At 68.4% G+C, this 26982-nt stretch carries 26 protein-coding genes; 18 read left to right on the top strand and 8 right to left on the bottom strand.

What is annotated here, in order from left to right; translation table 11 throughout:
- The first annotated feature begins 31 nt into the window (after positions 1-31).
- Both LDL21_RS16580 and LDL21_RS16575 read left to right on the top strand, forming a co-directional pair.
- A complete protein-coding gene (locus LDL21_RS16580) occupies positions 32-1069 on the top strand; it encodes an alpha/beta hydrolase (protein WP_225280769.1) in 1038 nt (345 codons plus the stop codon).
- Positions 1066-2445, top strand: coding sequence for a wax ester/triacylglycerol synthase family O-acyltransferase (locus tag LDL21_RS16575; protein ID WP_225280768.1), 1380 nt, complete (start codon positions 1066-1068; stop codon positions 2443-2445). Before LDL21_RS16580 ends, LDL21_RS16575 begins: the two co-directional genes overlap by 4 nt.
- Here the strand turns inward: LDL21_RS16575 and LDL21_RS16570 are convergent.
- Together LDL21_RS16570 and LDL21_RS16565 are read right to left on the bottom strand one after the other, a co-directional pair.
- Positions 2442-3929, bottom strand: coding sequence for an APC family permease (locus LDL21_RS16570; RefSeq protein ID WP_225280767.1), 1488 nt, complete (start codon positions 3927-3929; stop codon positions 2442-2444). The two genes, LDL21_RS16575 and LDL21_RS16570, sit on opposite strands and share 4 nt — an antisense overlap.
- A gap of 45 nt (positions 3930-3974) precedes the next feature.
- On the bottom strand, positions 3975-4682 hold the full coding sequence (locus LDL21_RS16565; RefSeq protein WP_181698116.1) for a hypothetical protein: 708 nt from the start codon (positions 4680-4682) through the stop codon (positions 3975-3977).
- 111 nt (positions 4683-4793) lie between these two features.
- Here LDL21_RS16565 and LDL21_RS16560 point away from each other — a divergent pair, with 111 nt between their 5' ends.
- The 10 genes from LDL21_RS16560 to LDL21_RS16515 all read left to right on the top strand — a co-directional run bounded on the left by LDL21_RS16560 (position 4794) and on the right by LDL21_RS16515 (position 15566).
- The gene (locus LDL21_RS16560; RefSeq protein WP_225280766.1) at positions 4794-5840 is read left to right on the top strand and encodes a FecCD family ABC transporter permease; all 1047 of its coding nucleotides are present in this window, start codon (positions 4794-4796) and stop codon (positions 5838-5840) included.
- Between the two features lie 86 nt (positions 5841-5926).
- Positions 5927-6940: a FecCD family ABC transporter permease gene (locus LDL21_RS16555; protein WP_225280852.1), complete on the top strand. Its 1014-nt coding sequence runs from the start codon at positions 5927-5929 to the stop codon at positions 6938-6940.
- A complete protein-coding gene (locus LDL21_RS16550) occupies positions 6937-7761 on the top strand; it encodes an ABC transporter ATP-binding protein (RefSeq protein ID WP_225280765.1) in 825 nt (274 codons plus the stop codon). The genes LDL21_RS16555 and LDL21_RS16550 overlap by 4 nt, the downstream gene beginning before the upstream one ends.
- A gap of 63 nt (positions 7762-7824) precedes the next feature.
- Positions 7825-8214: a BlaI/MecI/CopY family transcriptional regulator gene (locus LDL21_RS16545; protein ID WP_279537543.1), complete on the top strand. Its 390-nt coding sequence runs from the start codon at positions 7825-7827 to the stop codon at positions 8212-8214.
- 64 nt (positions 8215-8278) lie between these two features.
- Complete coding sequence (locus tag LDL21_RS16540; RefSeq protein ID WP_181698112.1) at positions 8279-9217, top strand: M56 family metallopeptidase; 939 nt, start codon at positions 8279-8281, stop codon at positions 9215-9217.
- A gap of 243 nt (positions 9218-9460) precedes the next feature.
- The gene (locus LDL21_RS16535; protein WP_220139353.1) at positions 9461-10939 is read left to right on the top strand and encodes a DEAD/DEAH box helicase; all 1479 of its coding nucleotides are present in this window, start codon (positions 9461-9463) and stop codon (positions 10937-10939) included.
- 127 nt (positions 10940-11066) lie between these two features.
- Entirely contained in the window at positions 11067-12503 is a 1437-nt protein-coding gene (locus LDL21_RS16530) for a GuaB1 family IMP dehydrogenase-related protein (protein ID WP_181698111.1), read from the top strand.
- A 262-nt stretch (positions 12504-12765) separates the two neighbouring features.
- A complete protein-coding gene (locus LDL21_RS16525; protein WP_181698110.1) occupies positions 12766-14121 on the top strand; it encodes a hemolysin family protein in 1356 nt (451 codons plus the stop codon).
- A complete protein-coding gene (locus LDL21_RS16520) occupies positions 14114-15178 on the top strand; it encodes a hemolysin family protein (protein ID WP_181698109.1) in 1065 nt (354 codons plus the stop codon). The genes LDL21_RS16525 and LDL21_RS16520 overlap by 8 nt, the downstream gene beginning before the upstream one ends.
- A gap of 109 nt (positions 15179-15287) precedes the next feature.
- Entirely contained in the window at positions 15288-15566 is a 279-nt protein-coding gene (locus LDL21_RS16515; protein ID WP_225280764.1) for a hypothetical protein, read from the top strand.
- 48 nt (positions 15567-15614) lie between these two features.
- On the opposite strand, the gene LDL21_RS16510 is transcribed toward LDL21_RS16515, so the two are convergent.
- From LDL21_RS16510 to LDL21_RS16500, 3 genes are all read right to left on the bottom strand, one after another.
- The gene (locus LDL21_RS16510; RefSeq protein ID WP_225280763.1) at positions 15615-15773 is read right to left on the bottom strand and encodes a hypothetical protein; all 159 of its coding nucleotides are present in this window, start codon (positions 15771-15773) and stop codon (positions 15615-15617) included.
- Between the two features lie 258 nt (positions 15774-16031).
- On the bottom strand, positions 16032-17279 hold the full coding sequence (locus LDL21_RS16505) for a PucR family transcriptional regulator (protein ID WP_225280761.1): 1248 nt from the start codon (positions 17277-17279) through the stop codon (positions 16032-16034).
- Positions 17280-17374: 95 nt separating this feature from the next.
- Positions 17375-18559, bottom strand: coding sequence for an AI-2E family transporter (locus LDL21_RS16500; RefSeq protein WP_225280850.1), 1185 nt, complete (start codon positions 18557-18559; stop codon positions 17375-17377).
- 216 nt (positions 18560-18775) lie between these two features.
- Here LDL21_RS16500 and LDL21_RS16495 point away from each other — a divergent pair, with 216 nt between their 5' ends.
- Entirely contained in the window at positions 18776-19510 is a 735-nt protein-coding gene (locus tag LDL21_RS16495) for a Crp/Fnr family transcriptional regulator (RefSeq protein WP_225280759.1), read from the top strand.
- A gap of 211 nt (positions 19511-19721) precedes the next feature.
- Here LDL21_RS16495 and LDL21_RS16490 read toward each other — a convergent pair whose 3' ends face one another.
- Together LDL21_RS16490 and LDL21_RS16485 are read right to left on the bottom strand one after the other, a co-directional pair.
- Entirely contained in the window at positions 19722-20849 is a 1128-nt protein-coding gene (locus LDL21_RS16490) for an acyl-CoA dehydrogenase family protein (RefSeq protein ID WP_225280758.1), read from the bottom strand.
- Positions 20850-20858: 9 nt separating this feature from the next.
- Positions 20859-22022: an acyl-CoA dehydrogenase family protein gene (locus LDL21_RS16485; protein ID WP_225280756.1), complete on the bottom strand. Its 1164-nt coding sequence runs from the start codon at positions 22020-22022 to the stop codon at positions 20859-20861.
- A 64-nt stretch (positions 22023-22086) separates the two neighbouring features.
- Between LDL21_RS16485 and LDL21_RS16480 the strand changes: the two genes are divergently transcribed.
- Complete coding sequence (locus LDL21_RS16480) at positions 22087-22671, top strand: QsdR family transcriptional regulator (protein ID WP_225280755.1); 585 nt, start codon at positions 22087-22089, stop codon at positions 22669-22671.
- 48 nt (positions 22672-22719) lie between these two features.
- Positions 22720-22893 carry a hypothetical protein gene (locus tag LDL21_RS16475; protein ID WP_372462188.1) on the top strand — a complete coding sequence of 58 codons (174 nt, stop codon included), beginning with the start codon at positions 22720-22722 and terminating at the stop codon, positions 22891-22893.
- A 1245-nt stretch (positions 22894-24138) separates the two neighbouring features.
- Here LDL21_RS16475 and LDL21_RS16470 read toward each other — a convergent pair.
- Complete coding sequence (locus tag LDL21_RS16470) at positions 24139-24927, bottom strand: IclR family transcriptional regulator (RefSeq protein WP_225280754.1); 789 nt, start codon at positions 24925-24927, stop codon at positions 24139-24141.
- A 173-nt stretch (positions 24928-25100) separates the two neighbouring features.
- Between LDL21_RS16470 and LDL21_RS16465 the strand changes: the two genes are divergently transcribed.
- From LDL21_RS16465 to LDL21_RS16455, 3 genes are all read left to right on the top strand, one after another.
- Positions 25101-25862, top strand: a complete 762-nt coding sequence (locus LDL21_RS16465) for a CoA transferase subunit A (RefSeq protein ID WP_225280753.1) — start codon at positions 25101-25103, stop codon at positions 25860-25862.
- A complete protein-coding gene (locus tag LDL21_RS16460; RefSeq protein ID WP_225280752.1) occupies positions 25859-26503 on the top strand; it encodes a CoA transferase subunit B in 645 nt (214 codons plus the stop codon). The genes LDL21_RS16465 and LDL21_RS16460 overlap by 4 nt, the downstream gene beginning before the upstream one ends.
- Before the next feature lie 102 nt (positions 26504-26605).
- Complete coding sequence (locus LDL21_RS16455; RefSeq protein ID WP_308017137.1) at positions 26606-26971, top strand: carboxymuconolactone decarboxylase family protein; 366 nt, start codon at positions 26606-26608, stop codon at positions 26969-26971.
- Positions 26972-26982: the final 11 nt, after the last annotated feature.

Genomic DNA, 26982 nt, shown 5'->3' with positions numbered 1-26982 from the left:
TCTTCGAGAAGTCAGCAGGCTCGTACCACCGATGAACACACCCGCATTCCGCACCCTCCTCGCCGCGGCCTGTGCCGCCGCCCTTGCCACCGCTCCCGTGCTCGCCGACGGCCCGCGGGCGACCGCCGCGCCCGGCGCCCACCTGGTGAGCCGCGGACAGAACGGCCAGACCGCCGAGATCAGCGTCTATTCGCCGTCGATGGATCGCACCATCGCGCTGCGCGTGCTCCGCCCCGCCGACACCGCGACGCCCGCCCCGACGCTGTATCTGCTCAACGGTGCGGGCGGCGGCGAGGATTCGGCCAACTGGGCAGGTCAGACGAATGCGGCCGAGTTCTTCGCCGGTAAGCACGTCAATGTCGTGATGCCGATGGAAGGCGCGTTCAGCTACTACACCGACTGGCACCAGCCCGACCCCGGACTTGCGAAGAACCTGAAGAACAACGGCGTCAACAAGTGGACCACCTTCCTCACCCAGGAGTTGCCGCCGGTGATCGACGCGGCATTCGACACCACGGGCGTGAACTCGCTCGCGGGCATCTCGATGGCGGGCAGTTCGGTCCTCGACCTGGCCATCCAGGCTCCGCAGCTCTACCGGAGCGTCGCCTCCTACAGCGGCTGCGCGATGACGAGCGATCCGGTGGGCCGCGAGTTCGTCTCGCTCGTGGTCCGCCTCGGCGGCGGCAAGGTGGAGAACATGTGGGGACCGGCAGGCGATGCCGCCTGGCGCGAGCACGACCCGTATGTACAAGCGCATCGGCTGCCCGATATCCCGATCTATATCGCCGCGGGAAGTGGATTGCCGGGCGTGCACGACACCCTCGCGAATCCGCGGGTACATGTCGAAGGAAAAAACCCCGCGTCCATTCTGCAGAATCAAATGCTCGTCGGTGGCGGAATCGAAGCGGCGACCATGTATTGCACCGCGCAAATGGCCCAGCGGACACGCGAACTGGGCCGTACGAATATCACCTACAATATGCGCGCGACCGGAACTCATTCATGGGGTTATTGGGAAGACGACTTGCACGCTTCCTGGCCGATGATGGCGACGGCACTCGGCCTGTGAGCACCCTGCGGGTACGCCCCGGGCGGTTGGCGCCGCGCGACGCGGTGTTCGTCTACGACGAGACCGACCGGCACCTCTCCCACATCGTCGCGGTGTACTTCTTCGCCGACGACGGCACCGCGCCCCTGACCACGCGTGAGGTTCGCGAGTGGGCGCGGGCTCGCCTCGGCCACTCCCCCCTGTTCCACCGCCGCTTGCGCCGCACCCCCTTCGATCTCGACCTGCCGTACTGGGTGCCCGCTCCGGTGGCGAATATGGCCGATCACGTCTTCCTCGACGCGCCGGGTACGTGGCCTGCGGCACAGACCCGGATCACCGAACTCGCCTCGGCGAGAATGGATCTCGTCAAGCCGCCGTGGGAGATCCATGTCCTGGACCGGGTACGTGAGGTGCCGGGAATCGGGACGGCGACGGTGGTGGTGCTCAAACTCCACCACAGCGTCTGCGACGGCGTCGCGACCCGCGAACTCGAGGCGAAACTGTTCGGCGACGCGCCCGCCCCCGAGGTCGAACTCGGCGGTGACGACCTGATCGGCGCGGCCGTGCGCACCGCCGCCACTGTGCTCACCGCCCCCGCGCGATTCGCGCTCGGCATGGCCCGGACCCGGGTACCCGGCGACAGGACCGCGGTGACCCAGCAACCCGTGACCCGCTTCAACCGCGATATCCACGCACCGCTGACCATGCATGTCGTCACCCTGCCGATGACCGAGGTCCGTGCAGTGCAGGCCGCGTGCCCGATCCGGGTCACCGTCAACGACCTGATGCTGGCCACCGTGTCGGGTGCGCTCGCGGCTTATCTGGCCGAGCGCGACGAGACACCCGAGGCTTCCCTCGCAGCCATGGTGCCCATGTCGATGCGCGGTGTGGCGCAGTGGGATTCGGTGAACCAGCTCACCCAGATGTTCGTCGATCTGCACACCGACATCGACGACCCCGTGCGTCGTCTGCTCGCGATCGAGGAATCGGCGAAGCGGGCCAAAGCCACCGCCGCCGACCCGGCCACGCTGCGCACCGAGTCGCGCGTCGAGACCGCGCCCGCACTGCTGCTGCGAGCCGCGGGCTGGGCGCGCACCCTGCGCCGGTTCGACGCGGCGACCTCGATCCCGTTGAGCAACACCACGATCAGCAATGTGCCGCCGGTCCGCGACGACCTGCGGTTCGGCGGACGGCCCCTGGTGCGCGTGCTCGGTGCGCTGCCGATCCACGACGGCGACGGCCTGCGCCATCTCATCACCTCGCAGGGCGCGGAGCTGGCCGTCACCGTCACCACCAACGCGGCGATGATGCCGGACCCCGACCACTACGGCGACCTGCTGCTGAGCTCGTTCCGGCGACTCGGCGACGCCGTGGCCGCCCGGGGTGCCGCAGGCTAGTCCGGCGGTTCCTGCGCACCCTCGTCGGTCTCGGCGACATCGGGGGCGACTTCGCGGGTGGCCATGCCACCGTCCTTGCCCTCGTCACGGGGGCCAGGCCGTCCACCTTTCGGTTCGGCGGTGTCGTCGTCGCGGTCGCGTGGTGTGGTCATGAACTTCCTCCTCTCCTCGGCTGGCTCTACCCGTTTTTCCGCATCCACACCACCGCGGGCACGAATCGCGTTCACCACCGCCAGCACCGCACCCAGACCGACGAGGACCAGCCCGCGCGCCCACACCTCACCGTCGATGCGGGTGAACAGGAACAGGCACGACGCCAGGCCGAGCAGGGGCACGATCGTCGGGATCCGGAAGTGTCCCGGTTCGCCCGGTTCGCGGCGCAACACCAGCACCGCCGCGTCGACGGAACCGAAGACGAACAGCAGCAACAGCACCAATGTCGCTGCCAGCGAATCGACTTCGCCGGTCAGTGCCAGCAGCAACGACACCGCCGAAGTCGCCAGGATCGCCACCCAGGGTGTACGTCTGCCGGGCAGGATGCGGGCGAGCGCGGACGGCAGCAGGCCGTCGCGGGCCATGCCGTAGGCCAACCGCGAGGACATGATGCCGGTGAGCAGGGCCCCGTTGGCGACCGCGACCAGCGCGATCAGACTGAACAACCAGTCGGGGACCTCCCCGGCCACCCGCACCACCTCCAGCAGCGGCCCGCTCGACTCCGCCAGCTTCTCGGTGGGCACCGCGGCACTGGCGACCACACCGATCAGCGCGTACACCACCCCGGCGGTGAGCAACGCACCGAACAGCGCCGTGGGGTAGGACCGGCGTGGGTCCTTCACCTCCTCGGCCAGGTTCACCGAGGTCTCGAACCCGACGAACGAGTAGAACGCCAGCACCGAGCCCGCCAGCACCGCACCGACCGCACCCTGTTCGGCGGTGCCGACCTGGGTGAGGCGGCTCAGGTCGGCGTCTCCACGCAGCATCACCCACAGACCGAGTCCGATGATGAGCAGCAACCCGCCGACCTCGACCAACGTGGCGGCCACGTTGGCGCCCAACGACTCCCGGATGCCGCGAATATTCAGCGCCGCGAGCAGCACGAGAAACACCACGACCACCACGACCACCGGCACCGAGACCAGCGCCTGTAGATAGTCCCCCGCGAACGCCCTGGCCAGCGCACCCACCGACACCACACCGGCGGCGAGCATGCAGAAACCGACGAACGACCCGGCCGCGGGCCCGAACGCCCGGGTGACATAGTGCGCCGACCCGCCCGCCCTCGGGAACTTCGTCGCCAGTTCCGCATACGAACCCGCGGTGAGCGTGGCCAGCAGCAGCGCGATAACGAGCGGCAACCACACGGCGCCGCCGGATTCCCGGGCCACCGAACCGACCAGCACGTACACCCCGGCGCCCAGAATGTCGCCGAGGATGAAGAAGTACAGCAGCGGCGTGGTGACAGCCCGCTTCAGGACAACGGTCATGCGGAACCTATACCCGCGACCACGCCGGTGAAGCGCGCGACGCGCTCAGCGCTGCAGCACGCTGCTGCGCCGCACGGGCAAACCACGCTCCTCGAAGGCGGTGAGCAGCAACTGGCCCCGCCGCGCCGCGGCGGCGGCATCGGTGCGCGCCAGGTCGGGCACATAGGTGGCCGCGCCCACGACGGATTCACCGACCAGCGGCCAGAAGCGGCGCGCGGGCAGACCCGAGCAGCGGGTGAGCACCGACTGCAGCGGGATCAGCGACGACGCGCTGCGCTGCACCAGCCACACCGCCATCGCCGCCTCGCAGGGCAGTGCGACGGTGCCGGGTTCGGCGGCCTGCGGATCACCGTCGACGACGCGAATCGTGGTGTCGGACAAGCCCGCCCAATCGATACCGCCGTCGTTGTCGTGGTGGATCCAGAGGTTGTCGCGCCCCGGATCCCAGGCCTGCGCCGACATCACGAACAGCGCGGTGACCCGGCCGACGACGGCGTGGATGAGCGCGGTCGCCACCACTTCGGCGGCGATCTCGTCGTTGATCATCTCCGCGGCGTGCCTGCGGTACATCAGTTCGACGCGGCCCTCGGACAACCCGTTCGGAACATGCCACCATCGCCGTTTTCCCTGTCCGGCCATCGCCGCCACGGCATAGACCCGCGGATGCTCCGGTTGCAGGGCTTGCAACCGCGCACAGGCGCGATCGAACGCGAGGGTGGTGCGGGTCGTGGTGGTGGTGACGGGCTCGGGCATCGAACCTCCTCGAACGGTTGGTTCCCGTGACGATGATGTCTCGGAACATAGGTTAGGCTTACCAGACTTCACAAGTCGTGTCCGGTTTCGAGGCAGGAGAAGTTCGTCGCCGTGATCCACCCTGGCACCGTCAGACGCCGTCGTCTGACCGGGCTTGCCCTGCTCGCTGTACTGCTCACCGTGGCAGTGGTGGCCAGCATCGCCATCGGCACCCGCTCGCTCGCACCGTCCACGGTGTTCGACGCCGTCACACACGCTCTCGGCTGCGACGGCGGCCCGTTCCGATGCCCGGCCCGCTCCACCGCCGAGGAAATCGTGCGTGAGCTGCGTCTCCCGCGCACCGCGTTGGCCCTCATCGCCGGGATGGCGCTGGGGGTCGCGGGCGCGCTCATCCAGGGGTATACCCGGAATCCGCTAGCTGATGCCGGATTGTTAGGACTGAATGCGGGCGCCGGCTTCCTGGCGGCGCTCAGCATCTATCTGTTCGGCTTCACCGCGCCGGGTCAGTACATCTGGTTCGCCTTCGCCGGGTCGGCGATCGCGGGATCGATCGTGTTCGGCGTCTCCTCGATCGGCGGTGGCAAAGCCAGTCCGTTGAGCCTGGTGCTCGCCGGTGCGGCGGTCACCGCGTTCCTGCAGGCGATGACCAACGCCGTCGTCGTACTCGACAACGCGGCGCTCGACACCTACCGGTTCTGGGTGGTCGGCACGGTCAACGGCCGCGAGGCCGACGTGTTCTGGCAGGTCCTGCCGTTCCTCGTGATCGGACTGGGCATGGCGCTGGCCGCCGCCCCCGCCTTGAACCTGCTCGGTCTCGGCGACGATGTGGCACGCGGGCTCGGTGTCGACATCGGCCGGGCGCGCGCGTTCGGACTGGCCGCGGTGGTGCTGCTCAGCGGTGCGGCCACCGCGGCGGTCGGGCCGATCGCATTCCTCGGGCTGGTGGTCCCGCATATCGCTCGCATCGTCACCGGACCCGACAACCGGTGGCTGATTCCCTACTCGGCCCTGCTGGGCGGACTGTTGCTGCTGGCGGCCGATATCACCGGCCGCGTCGTCGCCCGGCCGGGTGAACTGCAGGTCGGGGTGATGCTGGCGGCGCTGGGCGCACCGTTCTTCATCGCCCTCGTGCGCCGCAAGAAGCTGGTGACGCTGTGAGCGCCGGCATCGACACGACCGCCGATCTGCGCAAGGTGCGTCCGGCCTTGCGAGTGGGTCCGCTGTCGCTGGTGCTGCGCCCGGTGATGTTCGGTTTCGTCGTCGCGTTGGCCGTGACTGTGTTCGTGCTGTTCTGCGTCGATATCGCCGTCGGCGACACCTATGTCCCGCTGAGCCGGGTGCTCGATGTCCTCGGCGGGGGTGGGTCCCGATCGCAGCGGTTCATCGTCCTCGAATCGCGACTCCCCCGGGCGCTCACCGCCGTGGTCGTCGGTGCCGCCCTCGGGCTTGCGGGCGCGCTGATGCAGTCCATCCTGCACAACCCGCTGGCGGGGCCGGACGTGCTCGGTATCACCACCGGCGCGAGTGTGGGCGCGGTCGCCGTGCTGGTCGGAAGCGGCGGGGCGACAACGGGTCTCGTCGCGACGGTCGGTGCCCCCCTGGCGGCGCTCGCGGGTGGCCTGCTCACCGCCGTGGTCATCTACCTGCTCGCGTGGGGTCGCGGTGGTGGCGGGGAACGCGGTGTCACCGGTTTCCGCCTCGTGCTCATCGGTATCGGCGTGAACGCGGTGCTCATGTCGGCGATCAGCTGGCTGCTCACCCGCGCCAGCCTCACCGACGCCGCCCGCGCCCAGGTCTGGCTCAACGGCTCGCTCGACGCGGCCGACATGTCCAGTGTCGTGCCCGCCGCGATCGCGCTCACCGTGGTCACCGTCGTCGCGCTCGTCTCGGCGCGCACGCTGGCCGCGCTGCGCCTCGGCGAGGAATCGACCCGGGTGCTCGGTGTGCGCATCCAGTCCCAGCAGGCGCTGCTGATCGGTGCGTCCGTCGTCGCCGCCTCGGTGGCGACCGCGGCCGTCGGGCCCGTCGGATTCGTCGCGCTGGCCGCACCGCAGATCGCCCGGATGGCGTTCCGCACGCCCGGCGAACCGCTGATCGCCTCGGCGCTCACCGGCGCCGCGCTGGTGGCGGGCGCCGATATCATCTCGCGCGCACTGCTGCCCGTCGACCTGCCGGTCGGTATCGTCACCGCCGCGCTCGGCGGGCCGTTCCTGCTCTACCTGCTCGTCCGCATGAACCGGAAGGCCACGCTCTCATGACCAGCCCCGCCCATCGCCTCGCCGCCGACACCGTTTCCCTCGGCTACGGCGAGCGGGTGATCGTCGACGGGCTCAGTCTCGACATCACCCCCGGCGTGGTCACCACGGTGATCGGACCGAACGGGTGCGGCAAGTCGACACTGCTCAAGTCGCTCGGCCGGTTGCTTCGTCCGCGCGAAGGCCAGGTGGTGCTCGACGGCAAGGCCATCTCGTCGATGAAGACCAAGGACGTCGCGCGGGTGATCGGCATGTTGCCGCAGACCCCCGTCGCACCGGAAGGGCTCACCGTCGCCGATCTCGTCGCGCGCGGCCGTCACCCGCATCAGTCCTGGCTGCGGCAGTGGTCGGCCGACGACGAGACCGAGGTCGCCGCCGCCCTGGCCCAGACCGGCATCGCCGACCTGGCCGACCGCACCCTCGACGAGTTGTCCGGCGGGCAGCGGCAGCGCGCCTGGATCTCGATGGCACTCGCCCAGGGCACCGACATCCTGCTGCTCGACGAACCGACCACCTATCTCGACCTCGCGCACTCGCTGGAAGTCCTCGACCTGGTCGACCGCTTGCATGCCGAATTCGGACGCACCGTGGTGATGGTGCTGCACGATCTCAACCTCGCCATCCGCTACAGCGACGAACTGGTGGTGATGGCGTCGGGCCGCATCGTCGCGCAGGGAAAACCGGCCGACATCATCACCGCGGAACTGCTCGCCGAGGTGTTCGGACTCGACGCGAAGGTACTCACCGATCCGGTCTCGGGGCGGCCGATGGTCGTGCCGATCGGCACGCGCCACGTGCACGGCGCGGCCGGGTATGACGAATGACACACCAGCAAACACCCCGTTACGACAATCTGTAGTACGCATCTTTGTCGTTGAGTCCGTAAAATCGGAGGGATGGCAGGTCTCGGCGAACTCGAAAAAGCGGTGATGGACCAGTTGTGGTCCGCCGACGAACCGCTCACGGTGCGGCAGGTACACGAAGCACTGGCGGCTCGTCGCGAGCTCGCGTACACCACGGTGATGACCGTGCTGCAGCGGCTGGCGAAAAAGGATTTGGTTGTGCAGCGTCGCGACGATCGCGCGCATCGGTACGCCCCGGTACACAGCCGTGACGAACTGGTCGCGAGCCTGATGGTCGACGCGTTGCAGCAGGCCGACGCGGCGGGCAGCCGCGCCGCGGCGCTGGTGCACTTCGTGGAACAGGTCGGCAAGGACGAAGCCGATGCGCTGCGCGAGGCACTGGCCAAGCTCGAATCCGACGAAAACAGCGGCTAGACTCCCTGGCGGCTCTCACAACGACGTGAGCGCCCCTGGCCCCACAACGCAGTGAGCAGAGTCGATGAACGCAACCGCGGCAGTCTTCGCAGGTCTCGCCTTGCTACTCGCAGGGCCAGTTCCCGCGCTGCTCAGCCGTGCTACCTGGCCGCACCGCAGTCCGCGGGCAGCGGTCGTGTTGTGGCAAGCCATCGCGCTGGCCGCCGTGCTCAGCGCCTTCGGTTCCGGGCTGGCCATCGCCAGCCTGCTGCTCGTTCCCGGCCCCGACGGTAGGCCGACCACCTCCCCCACCAAGGAGATCGACGCGCTCGGGCTGCCGCTGTGGCTCGTGTACGTCACCGTGTTCGCGCTGACGCTGATGATCGGCGCGCGCCTGATGTTCTCCATCGTGCGTGTCGGCGTGCACACCCGCCGCCGCCGGTCCAGGCACCGCATGCTGGTCGATCTGCTCGATCAGAGCGGTCCCGTGCGCCGCGCCGCCGACATCCGGGTGCTCGCCGCCACCGAACCCATCGCCTACTGCCTGCCCGGGCTCCGCCAGCGCGTTGTGCTCAGCGAAGGCACGCTGACCAGCCTCGACGACGCCGAGGTCACCGCGATCGTGAGCCATGAGCGCTCGCACCTGCGGGCCCGCCACGACCTGGTGCTCGAGGCGTTCACCGCCGTCCACGAGGCGTTCCCCCGGGTGGTCCGCAGCAAGGCCGCGCTCGGTTCGGTGAAACTGCTCATCGAACTGCTCGCCGACGACTCCGCGGTGAAGGTCACCGGCCCCAAACCACTCGCCCGCGCCCTGGTGGCGTGCGCGAAATCGACCGCACCGCAGGGCGCGCTCGCCGCGGGCGGTCCGAGCACCCTCATCCGCATCCAGCGCCTCGCGGGCACCAACGGCGACGTGAGAATCGCCACCGCGGCCTACCTCGGATCGGCGGCGATTCTGGTGGTTCCCACCCTCGCCGTCGCGGTGCCGTGGCTGCAGGAACTGAGCCGGTTGTTCCACGGCTGACCTGGCGATCACCCAGCCGAGCCGGACGCGACGCGCGGCACCCCGAACCCTGCTGATCACTCCTGGCCGGACCGGCGCTCGTCGTTACCGCTGACCAGGTTGTTTACCCACGCGAACGCAATCACGCCTATCCTGGGAGATCGGTCCTTCCTGCTGGGCCGCACCCCGTACGCCGTTCGCGTGTTTCGGGTAATCGGCGCCGGTGATCTTCCAGCGCGATTCGCAGCCCAACGAAAGGCCATTTTGTCCACCTCTGCTGTCTCCGACGCGACCGAACCGACCTTCACCGAACTAGGCCTGCCCGTGGCCCTGGTGCAGGCCCTGCGCAACGCGGGCATCGACAAGCCCTTCCCCATCCAGGCCGCCACCATCGGTGACGCGCTCGCCGGGCGTGACGTGCTGGGTCGCGGCCCCACCGGCTCGGGCAAGACCCTCGCCTTCGGCCTGCCGATCCTCACCCGCCTGGCCGAGGGCCCGCCGTCCAAGCCGGGCCGCCCGCGTGGCCTGGTGCTCGTACCGACCCGTGAGCTCGCCACCCAGATCGAGAAGGCGCTCGAAGATGCCGCTCGCTCGCTCGGTCTGCGTGTCGCCTCCGTCGTCGGTGGTGCACCGATCAAGCGGCAGGCCGACCGCCTCGCGCGCGGTGTCGACCTGCTGATCGCCACTCCCGGCCGCCTCGACGACCTCATCAAGCAGCGCAATGCCGACTTGTCCGACGTGGCGATCACCGCCCTCGACGAGGCCGACCACATGGCCGACATGGGGTTCCTGCCCCAGGTCACCCGCCTGCTCGACCGCACCCCGAAGCAGGGTCAGCGCCTGCTGTTCTCGGCCACCCTCGACGGTGACGTGGACAAGCTCGTGAAGCGCTACCTGAGCAACCCGGTGACCCACTCCACCGCGCCCGCCGAGGCGTCGGTGAGCACCATGACCCACCACCTGTTCTTCGTGCGCGACAAGAACATCAAGCGGACCGTCGCCACCGAGATCGCCGCCCGCGACGGCCTGACCATCATGTTCGTGCGCACCAAGCACGGCGCCGATCGTCTGGCCAAGCAGCTGCGCGGCGCCGGTGTCGACGCGGGCTCGCTGCACGGCGGCAAGGCACAGAACAATCGCGTGCGCACGCTGGCGGCCTTCGCCGACGGGTCGGTGCCGGTGCTGGTCACCACCGACGTGGCCGCGCGCGGCATCCACATCGACGGTGTGTCGCTGGTCGTTCACTTCGACCCGCCCGCCGAGCACAAGGCCTACCTGCACCGCGCCGGCCGCACCGCGCGGGCCGGCGAGGACGGCGTGGTCGTCACCCTCGTCACCGACGAGGAGCGCAAGGACGTGGCCGCGATGACCCGCAAGGCGGGCGTGCGGACCGACGGTATCGATGTCCGCCCCGGCGACCGGAAGCTGGTGGACATCACCGGTGCCCGCAAGCCCAGCGGCATCGCGCTCGCCACCCCCGCCGCACCTGCACAGCCGACGCGGACCTCGACCGGTGCGGGTCGTCCGCGCCGCGCAAGGCCCAGTGGCGCAACAGCTTCCGAGGGCGGGCACAGCCGGGGTTCGGGCGCGCCGCGCCGGGACCGTCCGACCGGTGAGTCGCGTTCCCGCAAGCCGGCGGGCGCCGGCGGACACGCCCGGAGCGGCGACACGCCGACGAATTCGCGGCGGCGCGCCGGTCGTCCGGCGGCTCCGGCGGGCAACCGCAACCGTTCCGCAAACTGATCGCACAGAAGAATCGCCGCGTGGCCGAACCGATTACGGTTCGGCCACGCGCCGTTTCCGGCGTCGTGTCAGGAGCACCCCGCACTGATCCGCCCGCCGGACCGCTCACACGGCTATCATCGGCACAGTGCGATTTCTTCCTGGCCCACCGCCGCCGTACGACCTGACCTACGACGACCTGTTCCTCGTCCCGAACCGCACGGATGTCGCATCCCGGTTCGATGTGGACCTGGCCAGCGTCGACGGCTCGGGTACCACCATCCCCCTCGTCGTCGCGAACATGACTGCGGTGGCCGGTAAGCGGATGGCCGAGACCGTCGCCCGACGCGGCGGACTGGTCGTCCTGCCGCAGGATCTCCCGATCCCGGCGGCCGCCGAGACCATCGCGTTCGTCAAGAGCCGCTCGCTCACCGCCGACACCCCGGTCACCCTCGACCCCGACGCGGCGGTGTCCGACGCGCTGGCGCTGATGCACAAGCGCGCGCACGGCGCGGTGGTCGTCGTCGAGGACGGCAAACCCGTCGGTGTGGTCACCGAGGCCGCCTGCGCCGACGTCGACCGATTCGCGCGCTTGCGCGAGATCGCCCAGACCGATTTCGTGCAGGCCCCCGTCGACGCCTCGCCCCGCGACATCTTCGACCGGCTCGCCGGTTCACACACCCAGCTCGCCGTGCTCACCCACCCCGACGGCACCCTGGCGGGCGTGATGACCCGCACCGGCGCCATCCGCGCGGGCATCTACACCCCGGCCGTCGACGCCGAGGGCAAACTGCGCGTCGCCGCCGCCGTCGGCATCAACGGTGACGTGGCCGCCAAGGCGAAGGCACTGGCCGACGCGGGCGCCGACGTCCTCGTCCTCGACACCGCCCACGGCCACCAGACCAAGATGCTCGAATCCCTGCGCACCGTCGCCGATCTCGGCCTCGGGCTGCCGCTGGTCGCGGGCAATGTGGTCTCCGCCGAGGGCACCCGCGACCTGGCCGAGGCGGGCGCGACCATCATCAAGGTCGGCGTCGGCCCCGGTGCGATGTGCACCACCCGGATGATGACCGGTGTGGGCCGTCCTCAGTTCTCCGCGGTGGCCGAATGTGCCGCCGCCGCACAGGAACTCGGCGTGCACGTGTGGGCCGACGGTGGTGTCCGCCACCCCCGCGACGTGGCCCTGGCGCTGGCCGCGGGCGCGTCGAACGTGATGATCGGCTCCTGGTTCGCCGGCACCTACGAGTCCCCCGGCGACCTGCGCGTCGACCGCGACGGCAACGCCTACAAGGAAAGCTTCGGCATGGCGTCCAAGCGTGCCGTCGCCGCCCGCACCGCCGCCGACAGCGGTTTCGACCGGGCCCGCAAGGCGCTGTTCGAGGAAGGCATCTCCAGTTCGCGGATGCGCCTGGACCCCGAGCGGCCGGGCGTGGAGGACCTGATCGACCACATCTGCTCGGGTGTACGCAGCTCCTGCACCTACGCGGGCGCCCGCACCCTGCCCGAGTTCCACGAACGCGCGGTGCTCGGTGTGCAGTCCGCCGCCGGTTTCGCCGAGGGCAGGCCGCTGCCCAGCGGCTGGTGACCGCCCGGCCGACCGGACGCCGTGCGGGCGCCGGTCGGCCGCGCCGCTGACGCATCAACCGAGGCGACGGATTACTATGGAGTTGCCGATCTCGGCACAGCTCGTTTTCCCACCTCGAAAGGATCCAGTTGTCACCCGCGTCCAAGGGCGCCACACAGGAGGGCTCCTCTACGGAGCCGGGTGACAAACCCGGCGTCCTCCTTTCCGCAGCGTCCGTCCGATCCACTGGTCTCGCCCCGGCACCGCATGGGTGGTGCTGAGGATGTCCACCGTGCTGACAGTGCTCAGCCTGCTCGGTTTCGCCGCATTGACCCTCGGTACCGCCCTGTTCGTGGCCGCCGAGTTCTCCCTCACCGCCCTGGAACGCAGCGCCGTCGAATCGGCCGCGCGCTCCGGTGACACCCGGTCACGACTGGTCAAACAGGCGCACAACACCCTGTCGTTCCAGCTCTCGGGCGCCCAGCTCGGCATCACCATCACCACCCTGATCACCGGCTTCATCGCCGAACCCGTGCTGGCGCGGCTGCTGGCGCCGCTGCTCGACGGCATCGGCCTGAGCGAGACCGCCGCGACCGGTGTCGCGCTCGCGCTGGCGCTGATCCTGGCGACCTCGCTGTCGATGATCTACGGCGAACTGGTACCCAAGAACATCGCCATCGCCAAGCCGATGGCGACGGCCCGGCTCACCGCGGGCCCGATGATCGGGTTCTCCGTGTTCTTCAAATGGCTGATCCGCTTCCTGAACAACGCCGCCAACTGGCTGGTCCGCAGGCTCGGCATCGAACCGGCCGAGGAACTGCGTTCGGCCAGGTCGCCGCAGGAACTCGGATCGCTGGTTCGCACCTCGGCCCAGCGCGGCGCGATGGATCAGCGCACCGCGCAGCTGATGGACCGCTCGCTGGAGTTCGGTGAACGCAGCGCCGAGGACCTGATGACCCCCCGGGTGAAGGTGGAGTCGCTCGACCGCGACGACACCATCGCCGACCTCATCGCCGCCTCGGCGCGCACCGGGTACTCCCGGTTTCCGGTGATCGACGGCGACCTCGACAACACCCTCGGCGTCGTCCACGTCAAACACGCCTTCACCCATCCGGCGCACCTGCGTAAGCAGATCCCGCTCGGGAAGCTCGCCGTCGCGGTGCCGATCGTGCCCGCCAGTCTCGACGGCGACGAGGTGCTCGAACGGGTCCGTGCCGACGGCATGCAGGTGGCGCTCGTCGTCGACGAGTACGGCGGCACCGCGGGCATGGTCACCATGGAGGACCTGATCGAGGAGATCCTCGGCGACGTGCGCGACGAGCACGACGAGGAGGAACGCGATGTGCGCCGGGTGAGCGACGGCTGGGACTGCTCGGGCCTGCTGCGCATCGACGAGGTGTCCCGCGCGACGGGCTACGACGCGCCCGAGGGCGAATACGAAACCCTCGGCGGACTCGTCCTCACCCAGCTGGGCCGCATTCCGATGGGCGGCGACGAGGTCGTCCTGCCCGAATCGCGTGGCGGTGCGGGCGGCTGGGTGGCCCGGGTGGAACGGATGGACGGACGGCGGATCGACCGGGTGCGCCTGGTGCCCGTCGACGACGCGAACCTCGCGGCACGGGAGCACAACCATGGGTGACCTGTTCGGACTCGTCCTCACCGCGGTGCTGCTCGCGGGCAACGCCTTCTTCGTCGCGGCCGAGTTCGCGCTCATCTCGGCCCGTCGTGATCGTCTGGAAGCCCTTGTCGCACAGGGGAAGAAGAAGGCCGCGACGGTGATCGAGGCAGGCGAGAACCTGTCGATGATGCTGGCCGCCGCCCAGCTCGGCATCACCATCTGCTCGATCCTGCTCGGCCGGGTCGGCGAACCGGCCATCGCGCACCTGATCGAGCGCCCGTTCGAACTGCTCGGGTTGCCCGAGCAACTGCTGCACCCCGTCGGGTTCGCGCTGGCGCTGACGCTGGTGGTGATCCTGCACATCCTGCTCGGCGAGATGGTCCCGAAGAACATCGCGCTGGCCGGTCCGGAACGCTCGGCGCTGCTGCTGGTACCGATCCATCTGATGTGGTTGCGGATCGCGCGTCCCCTCATCGCGCTCTACAACTACGCGGCCAACCTCACCCTGCGGATGCTGCGCATCGAACCCAAGGACGAACTCGACGCGACGGTGTCCACGGTGGAACTGGCCGAGATGATCGGCGAGTCGCGCTCGGAGGGTCTGCTCGACGAGGAGGAACACCGCAGGCTCACCCAGGCCCTGGGCACCTCCGAGCGGATCGTGGGCGATGTGATGGTTCCGCTGGCCGAGGCGCGTTCGGTGCCGTTGCGCGGCGACGGAACCACGCTCGGTGATGTGGAAGCCGCCGTGGCCGAGACCGGGTTCTCCCGGTACCCGGTGCGCGCGGCCGACGGTTCGCTCGTCGGCTACCTGCACATCAAGGACGTGCTCGACGAGGTCGCCGACGACAACGCGGGCCCCGACACCAAGATCCCACGCACCGACATCCGCCCCCTGCCGACGGTCACCACGACCACCGCGCTCTACGAGGCGCTGGCCAGGTTGCGCCGCACCAGCAGTCATCTGGGCCGGGTGGTGGATGCCCGCGGAAACACCGTCGGCGTCGTCGCGCTCGAGGACCTGGTGGAGGAGTTCGTCGGTACCGTGCGCGACGGGACCCATCGCAAACCCGAGTGAGTTCGCGGGGCCCGACCTGCGCGGGGTGGTTCCCGCCACCCCGCGCAGCCGGCCCCTGCCATGCGGCTCGAACCACGGGCCCGCGCCCGAGTCGTTAGGGTCGGGCAGTATGCGCCCCCTCAGGCATCTGATCCTCATCTTCGCTGGGGCCGTGCTGCTTTCGGTCCTCGCAGCCCTGGCCTTCGCCGGCGACGCACACCCGGAATGCGCCGCCATCCCGGGCGACGTCGGCCCCTGCGACTATTGGGGCCGCGTCGCCGAATACGGACCGTTCATCATCCTGTGGGGCACGATGATCCTCGCGGGACTCGGATCGGCGATATGGCTGGTGATCATGGCCGTTCTCGGCCTCGTCGCGCTGCTGCGTGCCGACCTCGGTGACCGCTGAGCCGCGTGCCGAACAGGCTGGGCACGAGGTGTCTTCGGCGAGGAACGACTACGGCCGGATACAGCAGGAAACGATGCGCCAGAAGGCCGTGCCGGACATGCTGCGGATGTCCCAATCACCGATCTGATCGTGTGCGGTGGAAACAATGCGGTCGATGTCGAAATCGTTCCTGGTCGCCGCACCGGTCGATTCGACCTGGTCGATCACGAATTGTCTTGCCGCGCCGCGCATATCAACCGGCTCGGGGCGAAAGCTCCGGTCCAGAATCGATGACAAATCGAGTTCCCCTCTCCGCCTGACCGCAGGGCCAGAAGGGCATATTCTGTTGTGTCCATGCCCTTTTCGCCGCTGCGGGTCCCCTGGATTACCTGACGCACAGAGTCTAGGGCGGGGTGGTGGGTAGACGGCTGTAGGCGCCGACACCGTTTCGGGCCTGTCGTTGTCGCCACCACAACAACGGGCAAATCAGACAGGCTGGGCGGGTTGCCGCCAACCCTGCCCGGTCGGTGTCGGTGAGCCCGCGAGGTCGGGCAAGGTGCCGACGGCCTGCAGGGCGGCCACGAGTTCGGCCAGCCGGGTCGGGTTGCTCAGCGAGCAGCCGAGTTGTTCTTCGAGCTTGCGGATCCGGTGCCGCACAGTGTTCTCGTGGCAGTACAGCGCGGCCGCGGCGCGCACGGCCGAACCGTCGGCGGCCAGCCAGGCCCGGGCCGTGGCGAGGTGGGTGTCGCGTTCCTCCGCGGGCAGCCGCAGGATCGGGCCGAGTACCCGCCAGACGAACTGCCTGGCCGAGTCCACATTGCCGATCACCAGGTCGCTGATGGGGGTGTCGACGATCTGGTTCACCCCGACCGTTCCGGCGGGCATCGCCTCCAGCGCCGTGCGGGCGAATCGAGCCGCCCTCGGGGTTTTGTCGAGCCTGCCGAATTCCGGGCTCACGCCGACCCGGAAAGTGGCGGTGGCGGAGACGATCTCGAGAATGTCGGACAGTGATTGGCTGCGGCCGCGGTAGATGATGCCGATCTCGCGGTCGGGTTGGGAACGCCAGGCCGAGGAGGTGCCGCGCCGGCGCAGCACGTCCTCGAGATGCAGCGTCGCATTGTCGGCGATGGGTGCCGATTCCGTGGCGACCACCACGAAGGTGCCTTCGAAGGGCAACCCGAGGGTCTGCGAGATCTCCCACGCCGTCTGGGTGTCGCCGGCCGAGCCGTCGATCAGGGCCGCGACCAGCGCGGACCGCCGCCGATCCTCGGCGACCAGACGCGCGTTCATCTCCTCGCGGTAGGCCTCGGTGAGCGCGGTCGAGAACTCGTCGTTGAGCATCCACAGGTCGGACACGGTGTCGGTGGCCACCTCAACGGCCTTCGGGCCGTGCTCGCGCGCGCAGCTCAGCAACCGCTCCCAGAAGAACGCGAAGCCGATGGTGTAGGCGCGCAACAGTTCCGGCAGCGGCACCCCCATCGCGGCGCGTTCCCGCCCGGTCCGTTGCGCGGCCGACAGATCGACCGGCACGCTGTATTGCAGCTGGTCGAGCGAACGGGTGAGGTTCCGGCGCAAACTCTGCGACAGCAGGTCGTCCGACACCACCGTCTCGTCTCGATACAGGGCGATGTGCTGCCTGGTGAAAGTGACCAACTCCGCGACGTACTCGTCGAGCCGTGACCGCATGATGGCGGCCAGGCCGACGATGACGGGATCGGATTCGCGACCGAGCATGAACCGGCACGCTACCGGTCCGCCGGTCACCCGGTCCGAGGACTACCCGACTTCGACGCCGGGCAGGTGAGTTTCCCCTGCGGCAACGCTTCCGGTCAGGCGGGATCGCCGGAGGGTTGGGCGGTGGGTGGGACGGCCGCCTTCGCCGCGGTTTCGCATTCCGCCGATTCCGGTGGGGTGGTCTTCGCGTCGATCTGTTCGCCCAGGTAGCGCAGGACCACCGCGATCATCGCCACCACCGGGACGGCGAGGAAGGCGCCCGTGATGCCGTAGAGGGAACCACCCGCGGTGACCGCGAGCAGCACGATCACCGGGTGCAACTCCATGCTGCGGCTCTGCAACACCGGTTGCAGCACATTGCCTTCCAGCTGCTGCACGGCGATCACGACACCCAGCACGATCAGCGCCGTGGTGAAACCGTTGCCGACCAACGCGACGAGCACGGCGAGCGCGCCCGCCACGAACGCGCCGACCATCGGGATGAAACCGCCGACGAAGGTGATCACCGACAGCACCAGCGCCAACGGCACATCGAGGATGAACAGGGCAGCGCCGATGAGGACGGCGTCGACGAAACTGACGATGGCCTGGGTGCGGATGAACCCGCCGAGGGTCCCCCAGACCCGTTCGAGCACGGCCTCGAGGTGGCGGCCGCTGCGGTTGCCGCACACGAGGTTCATCCAGGGCAGCAGGCGCGGCCCGTCCTTCAGGAAGAAGAACACCAGAACCAGCACCAGGAACACCGTGATCAGCACCGAGGTGGCGGTGGATACACCGGTGAAGACGCCGTTGGCGATCTGGGTGCCACTGGACTGCAGTCGCGACACGATGGCGTCGACGGCGGAGTCGAGCTGTTCGTCGCGAATGTTCAGCGGGGGACCCTGGATCCAGTCACGCACCTGGTTCACGCCCGCGGTCGACTTGTCCGCCAGTTCCGGTGCCTGATCGGCGACCGACGGCACGATCAGCGCGATGACGCCCGCCACCAGCGCGAGGAAACTCACCAGCGTGATCGTCGCGGCCAATGCGGGCCGCAACCCGTGCGCGGTGAGCCACCTGGTCGCGGGCCACAGGATGGTGGTCACCACGACCGCCAGCGCGACCGGCAACAGCACCACCCACAGCCGCGCCACGATCGTGCCGAGCACCCACGCACCCGCCGCGATCGCGACGATGCACAGTGCCCATTTCGCCAGCCACAGCAGTCCGCCACCGATCACCTCGCCTCGGTCGCGGCCCTGCTGTCCGTCCGTTCGCGCCGTAGCGCTCGCATTCCCCATCGCGCCCACGCCGCTAGTCTGGCATGCGCCCCGGCGCCCCCGCATGATGAGCATTCCCCGTCGGCGCGCCTCGACGGTGGCCGGCCCCAGGTCCGTGCCGTGCCGGGACGGATCGGTGAGCCACCGGATGCGCCTTCGCGCAGGCGGGCATTCGCGCAGTTCGGCGAGGATAATCGAAGTGGGACGAAGTTGCGGCACCACCACCAGGAGCGAGCAATGATCCACAGTCATCGGGCGTTTTCCCATTTGGTCCGCGCCACGGGCGAAGACAATTTCGGCGACGATCAGTTACGGCACGCGGCCTGGGTCGCGCGGTGTGTGGGCCGCCTGCGCACTTGCCCGCTGCGCGTCGAGGACTACGACGAACTCGCCGACCGTTTCGAGCCGAAACCCCTGGTCGCCGGGTCGTCGCTGTTCGTCGCCGGGGCGGCGCCGGAGGGGGTGTGGTTCGTCCGGCAGGGCCTGGTCGAGTTGTCGGTCGGCTCGGCGCAAGAGCAAACGGTCATCGACGTGCTGCGCCCGGGCGACCTCGACGGCGACCTCGCCCTGCTGCTCGAAACGCCGCCGCCCTACACCGCCCGCGCCCGCACCGATTCGCACTGCCTGTTCCTACCGGCCGCTGCCTTCGACGCACTCCTGGCCGACCACCCCGATATCTCCCGCCGCTGGCTCACGAGCGTGGCGAAGCGTCTTGCCGCCGGTCAGGGCCGTCTCATCAATATGCTCGGTCGCCCGCTGCCCACCCAGCTCGCCCAGCTCCTGCTCGACGAAGCCGTCGACAACACGGTCGATCTGCCGCACCGCACGCTCGCCGCCATGCTCGGCACCTCTGTCCCCACCCTGAACAAGGCACTCAAAGAATTCGACCGGGACGATCTGATCACGCTCCACGACCCGACGATCACCCTGACCTCCCTCGACCGCCTCCACCACCTCGAGTCCTCACACTGACCGGCTTCTGTTCCGACACACGATCATTCCGCTCTCGCGTTCACAACACTCCGCACTGCTCCGGCCGCGAGCGAAGACTTCTCACCACCGCTCCGGAGGCCCGGCATCGGTGAATCATGTGACGGCCTCGACCACCGCACCTATCCGGAGCGGTCCGCCCGCCGAACCACCCGGCGGGCGGCACTCGCGCCCGCCGGGACCGGAATTCGGCTCAGATCTCCGCCAGCTGGTGGTCGGTGACGTGGGCGGTCAGGTAACGCAGGTGATCGCTGGAGTCGCCGAGGGTGTGTTCGATGGCGGTGAGGCGGGCGGTGTAGTGGCCGACGGGGTACTCGGCGGTCATGCCGATACCACCGTGCATCTGGATGGCTTCCTGGCCGATGTGCCTGCCGGAGCGGCCGATTCGCAGTTTCGCGCGGGCGGCGACCAGCGGGTCGGCGATGCCGTCGGCCAGAGACATCGAGGCGTACAGGCTCATGCTCCTGGCGAGCTCCAGCGAGACGTACATGTCGGCGGCGCGGTGGGTGAGCGTCTGAAAAGTACGCAGTGCGACCCCGAACTGTTTGCGGGTGCCCAGGTACTCGGTGGTCAGCCGCAGCGCTTCGGACATGGCACCGACCGCTTCGGCGCCCAGCGCGGCCTGGGCGGTGACGATCATTTCGCCGATCACATCGGCGGCGTCGACCGGGTTGCCGAGGGGTTCGGCGGTAGCGCTGTCGAAGGTGAGGTCGGCACCGCGGCGGCCGTCGTGGGTGCGGAAGGCGGTGACGGTGACGCCCGGATCGGTCGGTTCGATCAGGAACAGTCCGGTGCCGCCGTCGGGCAGCGCCGCGCTGACGATGAACTGGTCGGCGGAATCCGCGGCGGCGACCGGGTGCTTGCGCCCGGTCACCCGCCAGCCGTCACCGTCGCGGGTCGCCCGGGTGGACACCGCGGCGGACGGTGGCCGCATCCCCGGCTCGACATGGGCGAAGACCGGCCTGCGCTCGCCTGCCGCGATCTCGGGCAGCAGCTGTTTGCGTTGTTGCGCGGAGCCTGCCCGGGTGATGACGGCGCCGGGGATCAGCGCGCAGTCGAGCACCGGTTCCGGTGCGAGCGCGCGTCCGAGTTCTTCCAGCACGAGCATGGTCTCGATCGGGCCCGCGTCGAGTCCGCCGTCGTCGGCGGGGATGGTGAGCCCGAGCAGGCCGATCTCGGCGAAGGTCGACCACACCTGCGGATCCCAGCCGGGGTCGGTGGCGACGACGGTGGCGCGCCGTTCGTGGGTGTAGTGCCGGGTGAGGACGCTACGGACGGAGTCGCGCAGCATGTTTTGTTCGGTGGTGAATTCGAAATCCATTGCGCTGTCTCACAGTCCGAGGATCGTCGAGGCGATGATGCTGCGCTGCACCTCGCTGGATCCTCCGTAGATCGAGGTTTTGCGGTAGTTGAGGTAGGTGGCGGTGCTGCGTCGCGCCCAGTCGGGTTCATCGGACTCGCGGGCGAGCGAGTCCGGACCCGCGATGTCGACGAGCAGTTCGGTGACCGCCTGCTGGAGTTCGGTGCCGCGCAGTTTGAGAATCGAGGACACCGGGTTCGGTGCGCCGTCGGCGGAACCGGCGACGACCCGCGCCTGCACGAGTTCGAGTGCGATGAGCTCATTTTCGAGTTCGGCGATGCGGGCGGCGAACATCGGGTCGTCGAGCAGGGTGCCGGATCCGAGCCGGGTCTGCTTGGCGTGTTCCTTGGCCAGCCACAGCCGCACCTTGGTCTGGCCGACGGCGGCGATGCCGGTGCGTTCGTTGCCGAGCAGGAATTTGGCGTAGGTCCAGCCCTGGTTCTCCTGGCCGACGAGCTGGTCGGCGGGCACCCGCACGTCCTCGAGGAATACCTCGTTCACCTCGAAGCCGCCGTCGATCAACTCGATCGGGCGGACGGTGACGCCCGGTGTGTCCAGCGGGAACAGCAGCATCGAGATGCCCGCTTGCTTCTTGGGCGCGTTCGGATCGGTGCGGGCCAGGCAGAACATCCAGTCCGCGCTCTGCGCGGCGGTGGTCCAGGTCTTCTGGCCGTTGATCACGTAGTCGTCGCCGTCGCGGACGGCGACCGTACGCAGGGAGGCGAGGTCGGAACCGGCCTCGGGTTCGGAGAAGCCCTGGCACCACCAGATGTCGAGATTCGCAGTCGCGGGCAGGAAGCGCTCCTTCATCTCCGGCGCACCGAACTGGGCGATGACCGGCCCGATCATGTTGGTGTTGAAGGTGAGCGGTTCGGGGACCGAGGCGAGCTGCATCTCGTCGTGCCAGATATGGCGCTGCACGGGGGTCCAGTCGCGGCCGCCCCATTCGACCGGCCAGTGCGGCACCGCGAGCCCGTGCGCGTTGAGGATGCGCTGGGTGGTGACGATGTCGTCCTTGCTGATCTCGGCCATGTGCCGGGTGCGATTACGGATGTCTTCGGGAATTTCGTGCCGGAAGAAGGCACGCAGCTCGTCGCGGAAGGCGAGCTCGTCCTCGGTGAGTGCCAATTGCATGCTCGGGAATGTTACACAGAGAGCGATATGTTTCAAATACCCTCGGCGGCCTATGCTGTCCCCTGTGACGCGAACCGAAGGGACCCGGGCGCCCGGACGACCGGCCGCGGCCACCCGCGACGATGTGCTGCGCGTCGCGATCGACACGTTCCTCGCGGGCAAGCGCGTCGACGTCAACGCCATCGCCGCCCAGCTCGGCCTCGGACGCACCAGCATCTACCGGTGGTTCGGCTCCCGCGACGGCCTGCTCGGAGCCGCGATCGCCCACCAGCTCGAGCGCATGGTCGCCCACACCGCCCGGACGTGCCGGGCGACCGGCGCGGAACGCCTCAACGAGATCCTGGACCGCTGCATCCACTGGCTGGTCGAGGACGATTCACTGCGCACCTATTTCGACAACGAGTCGACCAGCGCCCTGCGTTTGATCACCCGCAGCGACGGCCTCGTCCACCAGACCGCGGTCGCGGTCGTCGCGGGCCTGATCGAACGCGCCGAGGCCGAGGGCTATCAGCCGCCCATCGTCCGCGACACCTTGGCCTACGCCCTGGTGCGGCTGTGGGAAGCGTTCCTGTACAACGACGCGGTCGCCGGTTTCCGCGGGGATGTGGACCGGCTCCAACAGGTGCAGGCGGCGCTCCTCCGAGCCTGACCTGCGGCGGGTCGTTGGTGCCTCCGGCTGATGCGGGACAATGACCAGGTGAGCACGCACAGCGACCTGGACTCCGCTCTCGACCTGCGGGTATTGCCCGAGGTCGAGTGGCAGGCCGCCGCGTCCGCGCACCGGGAGCGACTCGATCGGCTGGTCGGCCCGTATCTGGAGCGGCGGGCGGCGGGGACCGCGCATCCGGTCATCGATTTCTTGTTCACCTAATAGGGTTCGTAGTACTCATCATTGGCCTCACCACATCCCAAAACTACCTACTACCTGGGGGAATGGTCGCCGCTCGCATCCCAACCTATCCCGACAATTCCGATCGTTTCCCCCTCAACTCGTGTCGATCCCGTGTCGGACGTCAAGTTTCGGTCGACTGATTCTCACCCGCCTCGGCCGACAGTTCTCCTCTGCAGCAATGCGCTTGTCGGCTGTGGTGGTCGACAGGTTCGTGCCATGCGGGTTGCAATACCGGGTACCCCACAGCAGGCTCGCCACGGCGTGCGCCCGACCACGTCGATCTCAACATCACGGTGCTGCTCGAATTGAACCCCTGACCTTCTCGATTCGGGGTTATCGAGGAGGTCAGCTCGCGGTCCGACGCAAGGTATCGCGATCCGAGCTGGCCGATCGCGTGGCGGTACTCGATCGACACCGCTGGCCGTGTCCCCGTAGACCGCCGGCCACGGCGTACGCCATGCGGGCGAGCCGACAGACCTCGACAGACGCGATGTACCCCTACCTTTGAGATCTGGCGGCCAGGGCAAGGTGTCTCGCCTCGGCAAATTTGCTCACTGAGGCGAGACCTTCCCCTGCGTCCTACACCGCCGCCACAGCGCAGGCGCCACTCAGCTTATGCACCGCAAGTCCACGGATGCGGGAGCCACACCCAGAACCGATCGCAGCCACCGGGTGTCGCGGGACGAACGACTTCGCTAGGGGCGCGGACACCGGGATGCATGCCAGCGCCGCCGCCCTCCGGCGCGTCCGCACGATGTTCACGGCTGCCCTCGTTCACGCTCCATCTCGACCGTGGCCGACCGTCCCCAGGAGAGCGGCGGCGACCCACTGGACGACTGATCAGATTCGAAACTGTTGAGTTTCTGTGGAGTTTGGCCAAACCACGTCAAATCTCCGGGGACGAGAAAACCCCCTCCGACCCAGGTCGAAGGGGGTTTTCACTGTCGGGCTGACAGGATTTGAACCTGCGACCACCTGGCGCGCGTTCCGGTTCTCCAGAAGCTACCCGTCAGGACCCAATAGTGCTCAGCACCAGGGCTTTTCAAGAAACTGTTCTTCTCAACGATTCGCATGAATTCGCGTTGATTCCGGTCAAAAGTGTGGAGTTTCTGTGGGGCGCTTCCAAGCTCGCTCCCCCGACCTCAGCCACACATGATTCCTTCAGAGACAGCTGATGCGCCTATCCCAGTGGTGCCGGTTCGGGACGCAGCGCAATCAGCAGATTCATCGAGTAGATGATCCGGACCTGCGACGGCTCAGCGCAACGGAGAGTGCGTGGGCGTGGCGGAGCAACAGCGTACCCAGCATGTCGTGACGCTCGGCACGGAACCGACTCTCGACTCCGGTCAGGCTCAAAGCCCACCGCGGCTCGTCGCGACGGTCGAACACCGCCGCCGCCATCCCCCAGCTCCCCTCGACAAGCAGGCCCGGATTCACGCACCAGCCGGTTTCTCGCGTCGCGTCCACACGCGGCACCAGCTGGTCACGAGAATGACTCGCACCCCATTGCGCACTCAGGTCGGTGCGGCCGAGGTAGTCCTCGATGTCGCGGTCGGGTAGGTGCGCGAGAATCGCCAGGCCTGCTGAGGCGACACCGAGCGGGAATCGGATGCCCACGTGCAGCACATGCGAGCGCAGCGGAAAGCTACCTTCCTCGCCCACCAGGCACACCGTCTCGTCACCACGGCGGGCGGACAGGAACGCACTCTCCCCGGTCTCGCGGGCGAGCTCAAGCAGCACGGGACGCGCCACATCGGTGATGTCGTACCGCTCGGCCGCGAGCGAACCCATGAGGAACAGCTCCGGCCCGAGAAACCACAGACCCGACCCCGCGTCCCGGTCGAGAAAGCCCTCCTCGGCCAGCGACGAGAGCAACCGATGCGCGGTAGGCCGCGCGAGATCGGCCCGACGTGCCAGATCACTGGTCGACACTCCCACATCACCGCCGGCGGCAACCGCACGCAGCAGCGACGCCGCGCGCCCGAGCACAGATGGATTCGGCACTCCACTCATGCCCGCATCCTACGTCCACTCAATGGACGACATGACCCCAGCCTGTCCACTCGCCGAGCAATTTTGGCTCCCGTGGAATTCCATCTTGCCAGTTGGAGCAGCTGGAGTGTTCTGTGATCACGACACAAACAAGCGTCCAATGAATGAACGGTCATACGAAAGGCAAGCCACGGATGACTTCGAAAGTGGTGGATACGGCACTCGCCGCCGTCGCCGACATCGGCTCAGGGGCGACGTTGGCAGTCGGCGGGTTCGGATTGTGCGGTGTCCCGGACGCGCTGATCGCGGCGATCACCGAGAGCGGGGCCACCGAACTCACAGTGTTCTCCAACAACTGCGGCATCGACGACTACGGGCTGGGAATCTTGTTGTCGGCCGGACGAATCGCACGAGTGACCGCCTCCTATGTCGGTGAGAACAAGGAGTTCGCGCGCCAGTACCTCGGCGGCGAGCTCGAGGTGGAACTGATCCCGCAGGGAACCCTCGCCGAGCGACTTCGGGCCGGCGGAGCGGGCATACCCGCCTTCTACACCCCAGCCGGCGTCGGGACCCCGATCAGCGACGGCGGCCTCCCGTGGCGCTACGCACCGGACGGGTCAGTGGCGCTGGCCTCACCACCGAAGGAAGTCCGGGAGTTCGGACACCGCCGCTACGTCCTCGAACAGAGCATCGTCGCCGATTTCGCGCTCGTTCACGCCGCCGTCGGCGACACCGAGGGAAACCTGGTTTTCGAGAAATCGGCCCTGAACTTCAACCCACTGGTCGCGATGGCCGGTCGGATCACCATCGCCCAGGTCGAACGGCTCGTCCCGGCCGGTGAACTCGACCCCGCACACGTTCACCTGCCGGGGGTCTTCGTACAGCGGATCGTGCACACCGGCGCCCAGAACAAACGAATCGAGAAGCGAACCGTTCGACAGGAGACCACCCGATGAGCTGGACACGCACAGAAATGGCCGCCCGCGCGGCACAGGAGCTCTCGCCCGGGGAGTACGTCAACCTCGGGATCGGTCTTCCCACCCTGATCCCGAACCACCTACCCGACGGAGTGGCGGTCGTCCTGCACAGCGAGAACGGCATCCTCGGTACCGGGCCCTACCCGCATGAGGACGGCGTCGACGCTGATCTGATCAACGCGGGCAAAGAGACCGTGACGGTCGAACCTGGCGCCTCGTTCTTCGACTCGGCACTGTCGTTCGGCATGATCCGGGGCGGTCACATCGACACAGCGGTCTTGGGCGGGATGCAGGTCTCGCGGACCGGTGATCTGGCGAACTGGATGGTGCCCGGCGCGATGGTCAAAGGCATGGGCGGCGCGATGGACCTCGTCCACGGCGCCCGCCGGGTGATCGTGCTGATGGAACACACCACCCGCGACGGCTCACCCAAGATCGTCGAGACCTGCACCCTGCCGCTGACCGGCCAAGCCGTTGTGCAGCGGGTGATCACCGACCTCGCTGTGCTCGATATCGCCGAAGGCCAGGTGATTCTGCGCGAGACCGCGCCCGGCGTGAGCATCGAGCAGGTGCGCCGCGCCACCGGAACACCACTGACCATCGGTACAGTCCTCGGCTGAGGACTCGCCCTATGCCACCAGGAGGTAGCAGTGCCGTTTCCCGATAGCTCCCAACGCGAATCCGCGCTGTCGGAGACAGGCATGTCGGTTCGCCGGGAGGTGATGGGCGATTCGTTCGTCGACCAGGCGCTGGCCCGTACCGAGGGAACCGAGTCGGCCGAACTGCAACGGTTTGTCACCGAACATGTCTGGGGTGCGGTGTGGACTCGCCCCGGACTGGACCGACGCAGCCGTAGTCTGCTCAATCTCGGGATGCTGACTGCGCTGCGAGCGCACGAGGAGCTCGCCGGCCATGTACGTGGCGCACTCGCCAACGGTCTCACGCGCGAAGAGATCGTCGAGGCGGTCATCCACACCGCCGGGTATTGCGGTGCCCCCGCTGCACTTTCAGCCATGCGTATCGTGCAACAGACCATCGACGCGGACGCCGAGCAGGTGAATCGACCCGAGCCGAACAGATGTCGGTGAGCCCGCTGACC

This window comes from Nocardia rosealba (genome assembly GCF_020216065.1).
Taxonomy (GTDB): domain Bacteria; phylum Actinomycetota; class Actinomycetes; order Mycobacteriales; family Mycobacteriaceae; genus Nocardia; species Nocardia rosealba.
The sequence above is the reverse complement of the archived record's forward strand: the minus strand, read 5'-3'. Positions and strand labels throughout refer to the sequence as shown.

Bases quoted from the DNA above. Each gene is read 5' to 3' on its own strand.
- LDL21_RS16520 (WP_181698109.1), top strand. From the start codon at position 14,114: ATGGGTGACCTGTTCGGACTCGTCCTCACCGCGGTGCTGCTCGCGGGC.
- LDL21_RS16570 (WP_225280767.1), bottom strand. From the start codon at position 3,929: ATGACCGTTGTCCTGAAGCGGGCTGTCACCACGCCGCTGCTGTACTTC.
- LDL21_RS16455 (WP_308017137.1), top strand. From the start codon at position 26,606: ATGGGCGATTCGTTCGTCGACCAGGCGCTGGCCCGTACCGAGGGAACC.
- LDL21_RS16470 (WP_225280754.1), bottom strand. From the start codon at position 24,927: ATGAGTGGAGTGCCGAATCCATCTGTGCTCGGGCGCGCGGCGTCGCTG.
- LDL21_RS16500 (WP_225280850.1), bottom strand. From the start codon at position 18,559: ATGGGGAATGCGAGCGCTACGGCGCGAACGGACGGACAGCAGGGCCGC.
- LDL21_RS16495 (WP_225280759.1), top strand. From the start codon at position 18,776: ATGATCCACAGTCATCGGGCGTTTTCCCATTTGGTCCGCGCCACGGGC.
- LDL21_RS16540 (WP_181698112.1), top strand. From the start codon at position 8,279: ATGAACGCAACCGCGGCAGTCTTCGCAGGTCTCGCCTTGCTACTCGCA.
- LDL21_RS16485 (WP_225280756.1), bottom strand. From the start codon at position 22,022: ATGCAATTGGCACTCACCGAGGACGAGCTCGCCTTCCGCGACGAGCTG.
- LDL21_RS16490 (WP_225280758.1), bottom strand. From the start codon at position 20,849: ATGGATTTCGAATTCACCACCGAACAAAACATGCTGCGCGACTCCGTC.
- LDL21_RS16460 (WP_225280752.1), top strand. From the start codon at position 25,859: ATGAGCTGGACACGCACAGAAATGGCCGCCCGCGCGGCACAGGAGCTC.
- LDL21_RS16525 (WP_181698110.1), top strand. From the start codon at position 12,766: ATGTCCACCGTGCTGACAGTGCTCAGCCTGCTCGGTTTCGCCGCATTG.
- LDL21_RS16505 (WP_225280761.1), bottom strand. From the start codon at position 17,279: ATGCTCGGTCGCGAATCCGATCCCGTCATCGTCGGCCTGGCCGCCATC.
- LDL21_RS16515 (WP_225280764.1), top strand. From the start codon at position 15,288: ATGCGCCCCCTCAGGCATCTGATCCTCATCTTCGCTGGGGCCGTGCTG.
- LDL21_RS16465 (WP_225280753.1), top strand. From the start codon at position 25,101: ATGACTTCGAAAGTGGTGGATACGGCACTCGCCGCCGTCGCCGACATC.
- LDL21_RS16565 (WP_181698116.1), bottom strand. From the start codon at position 4,682: ATGCCCGAGCCCGTCACCACCACCACGACCCGCACCACCCTCGCGTTC.
- LDL21_RS16580 (WP_225280769.1), top strand. From the start codon at position 32: ATGAACACACCCGCATTCCGCACCCTCCTCGCCGCGGCCTGTGCCGCC.
- LDL21_RS16555 (WP_225280852.1), top strand. From the start codon at position 5,927: ATGTTCGGTTTCGTCGTCGCGTTGGCCGTGACTGTGTTCGTGCTGTTC.
- LDL21_RS16550 (WP_225280765.1), top strand. From the start codon at position 6,937: ATGACCAGCCCCGCCCATCGCCTCGCCGCCGACACCGTTTCCCTCGGC.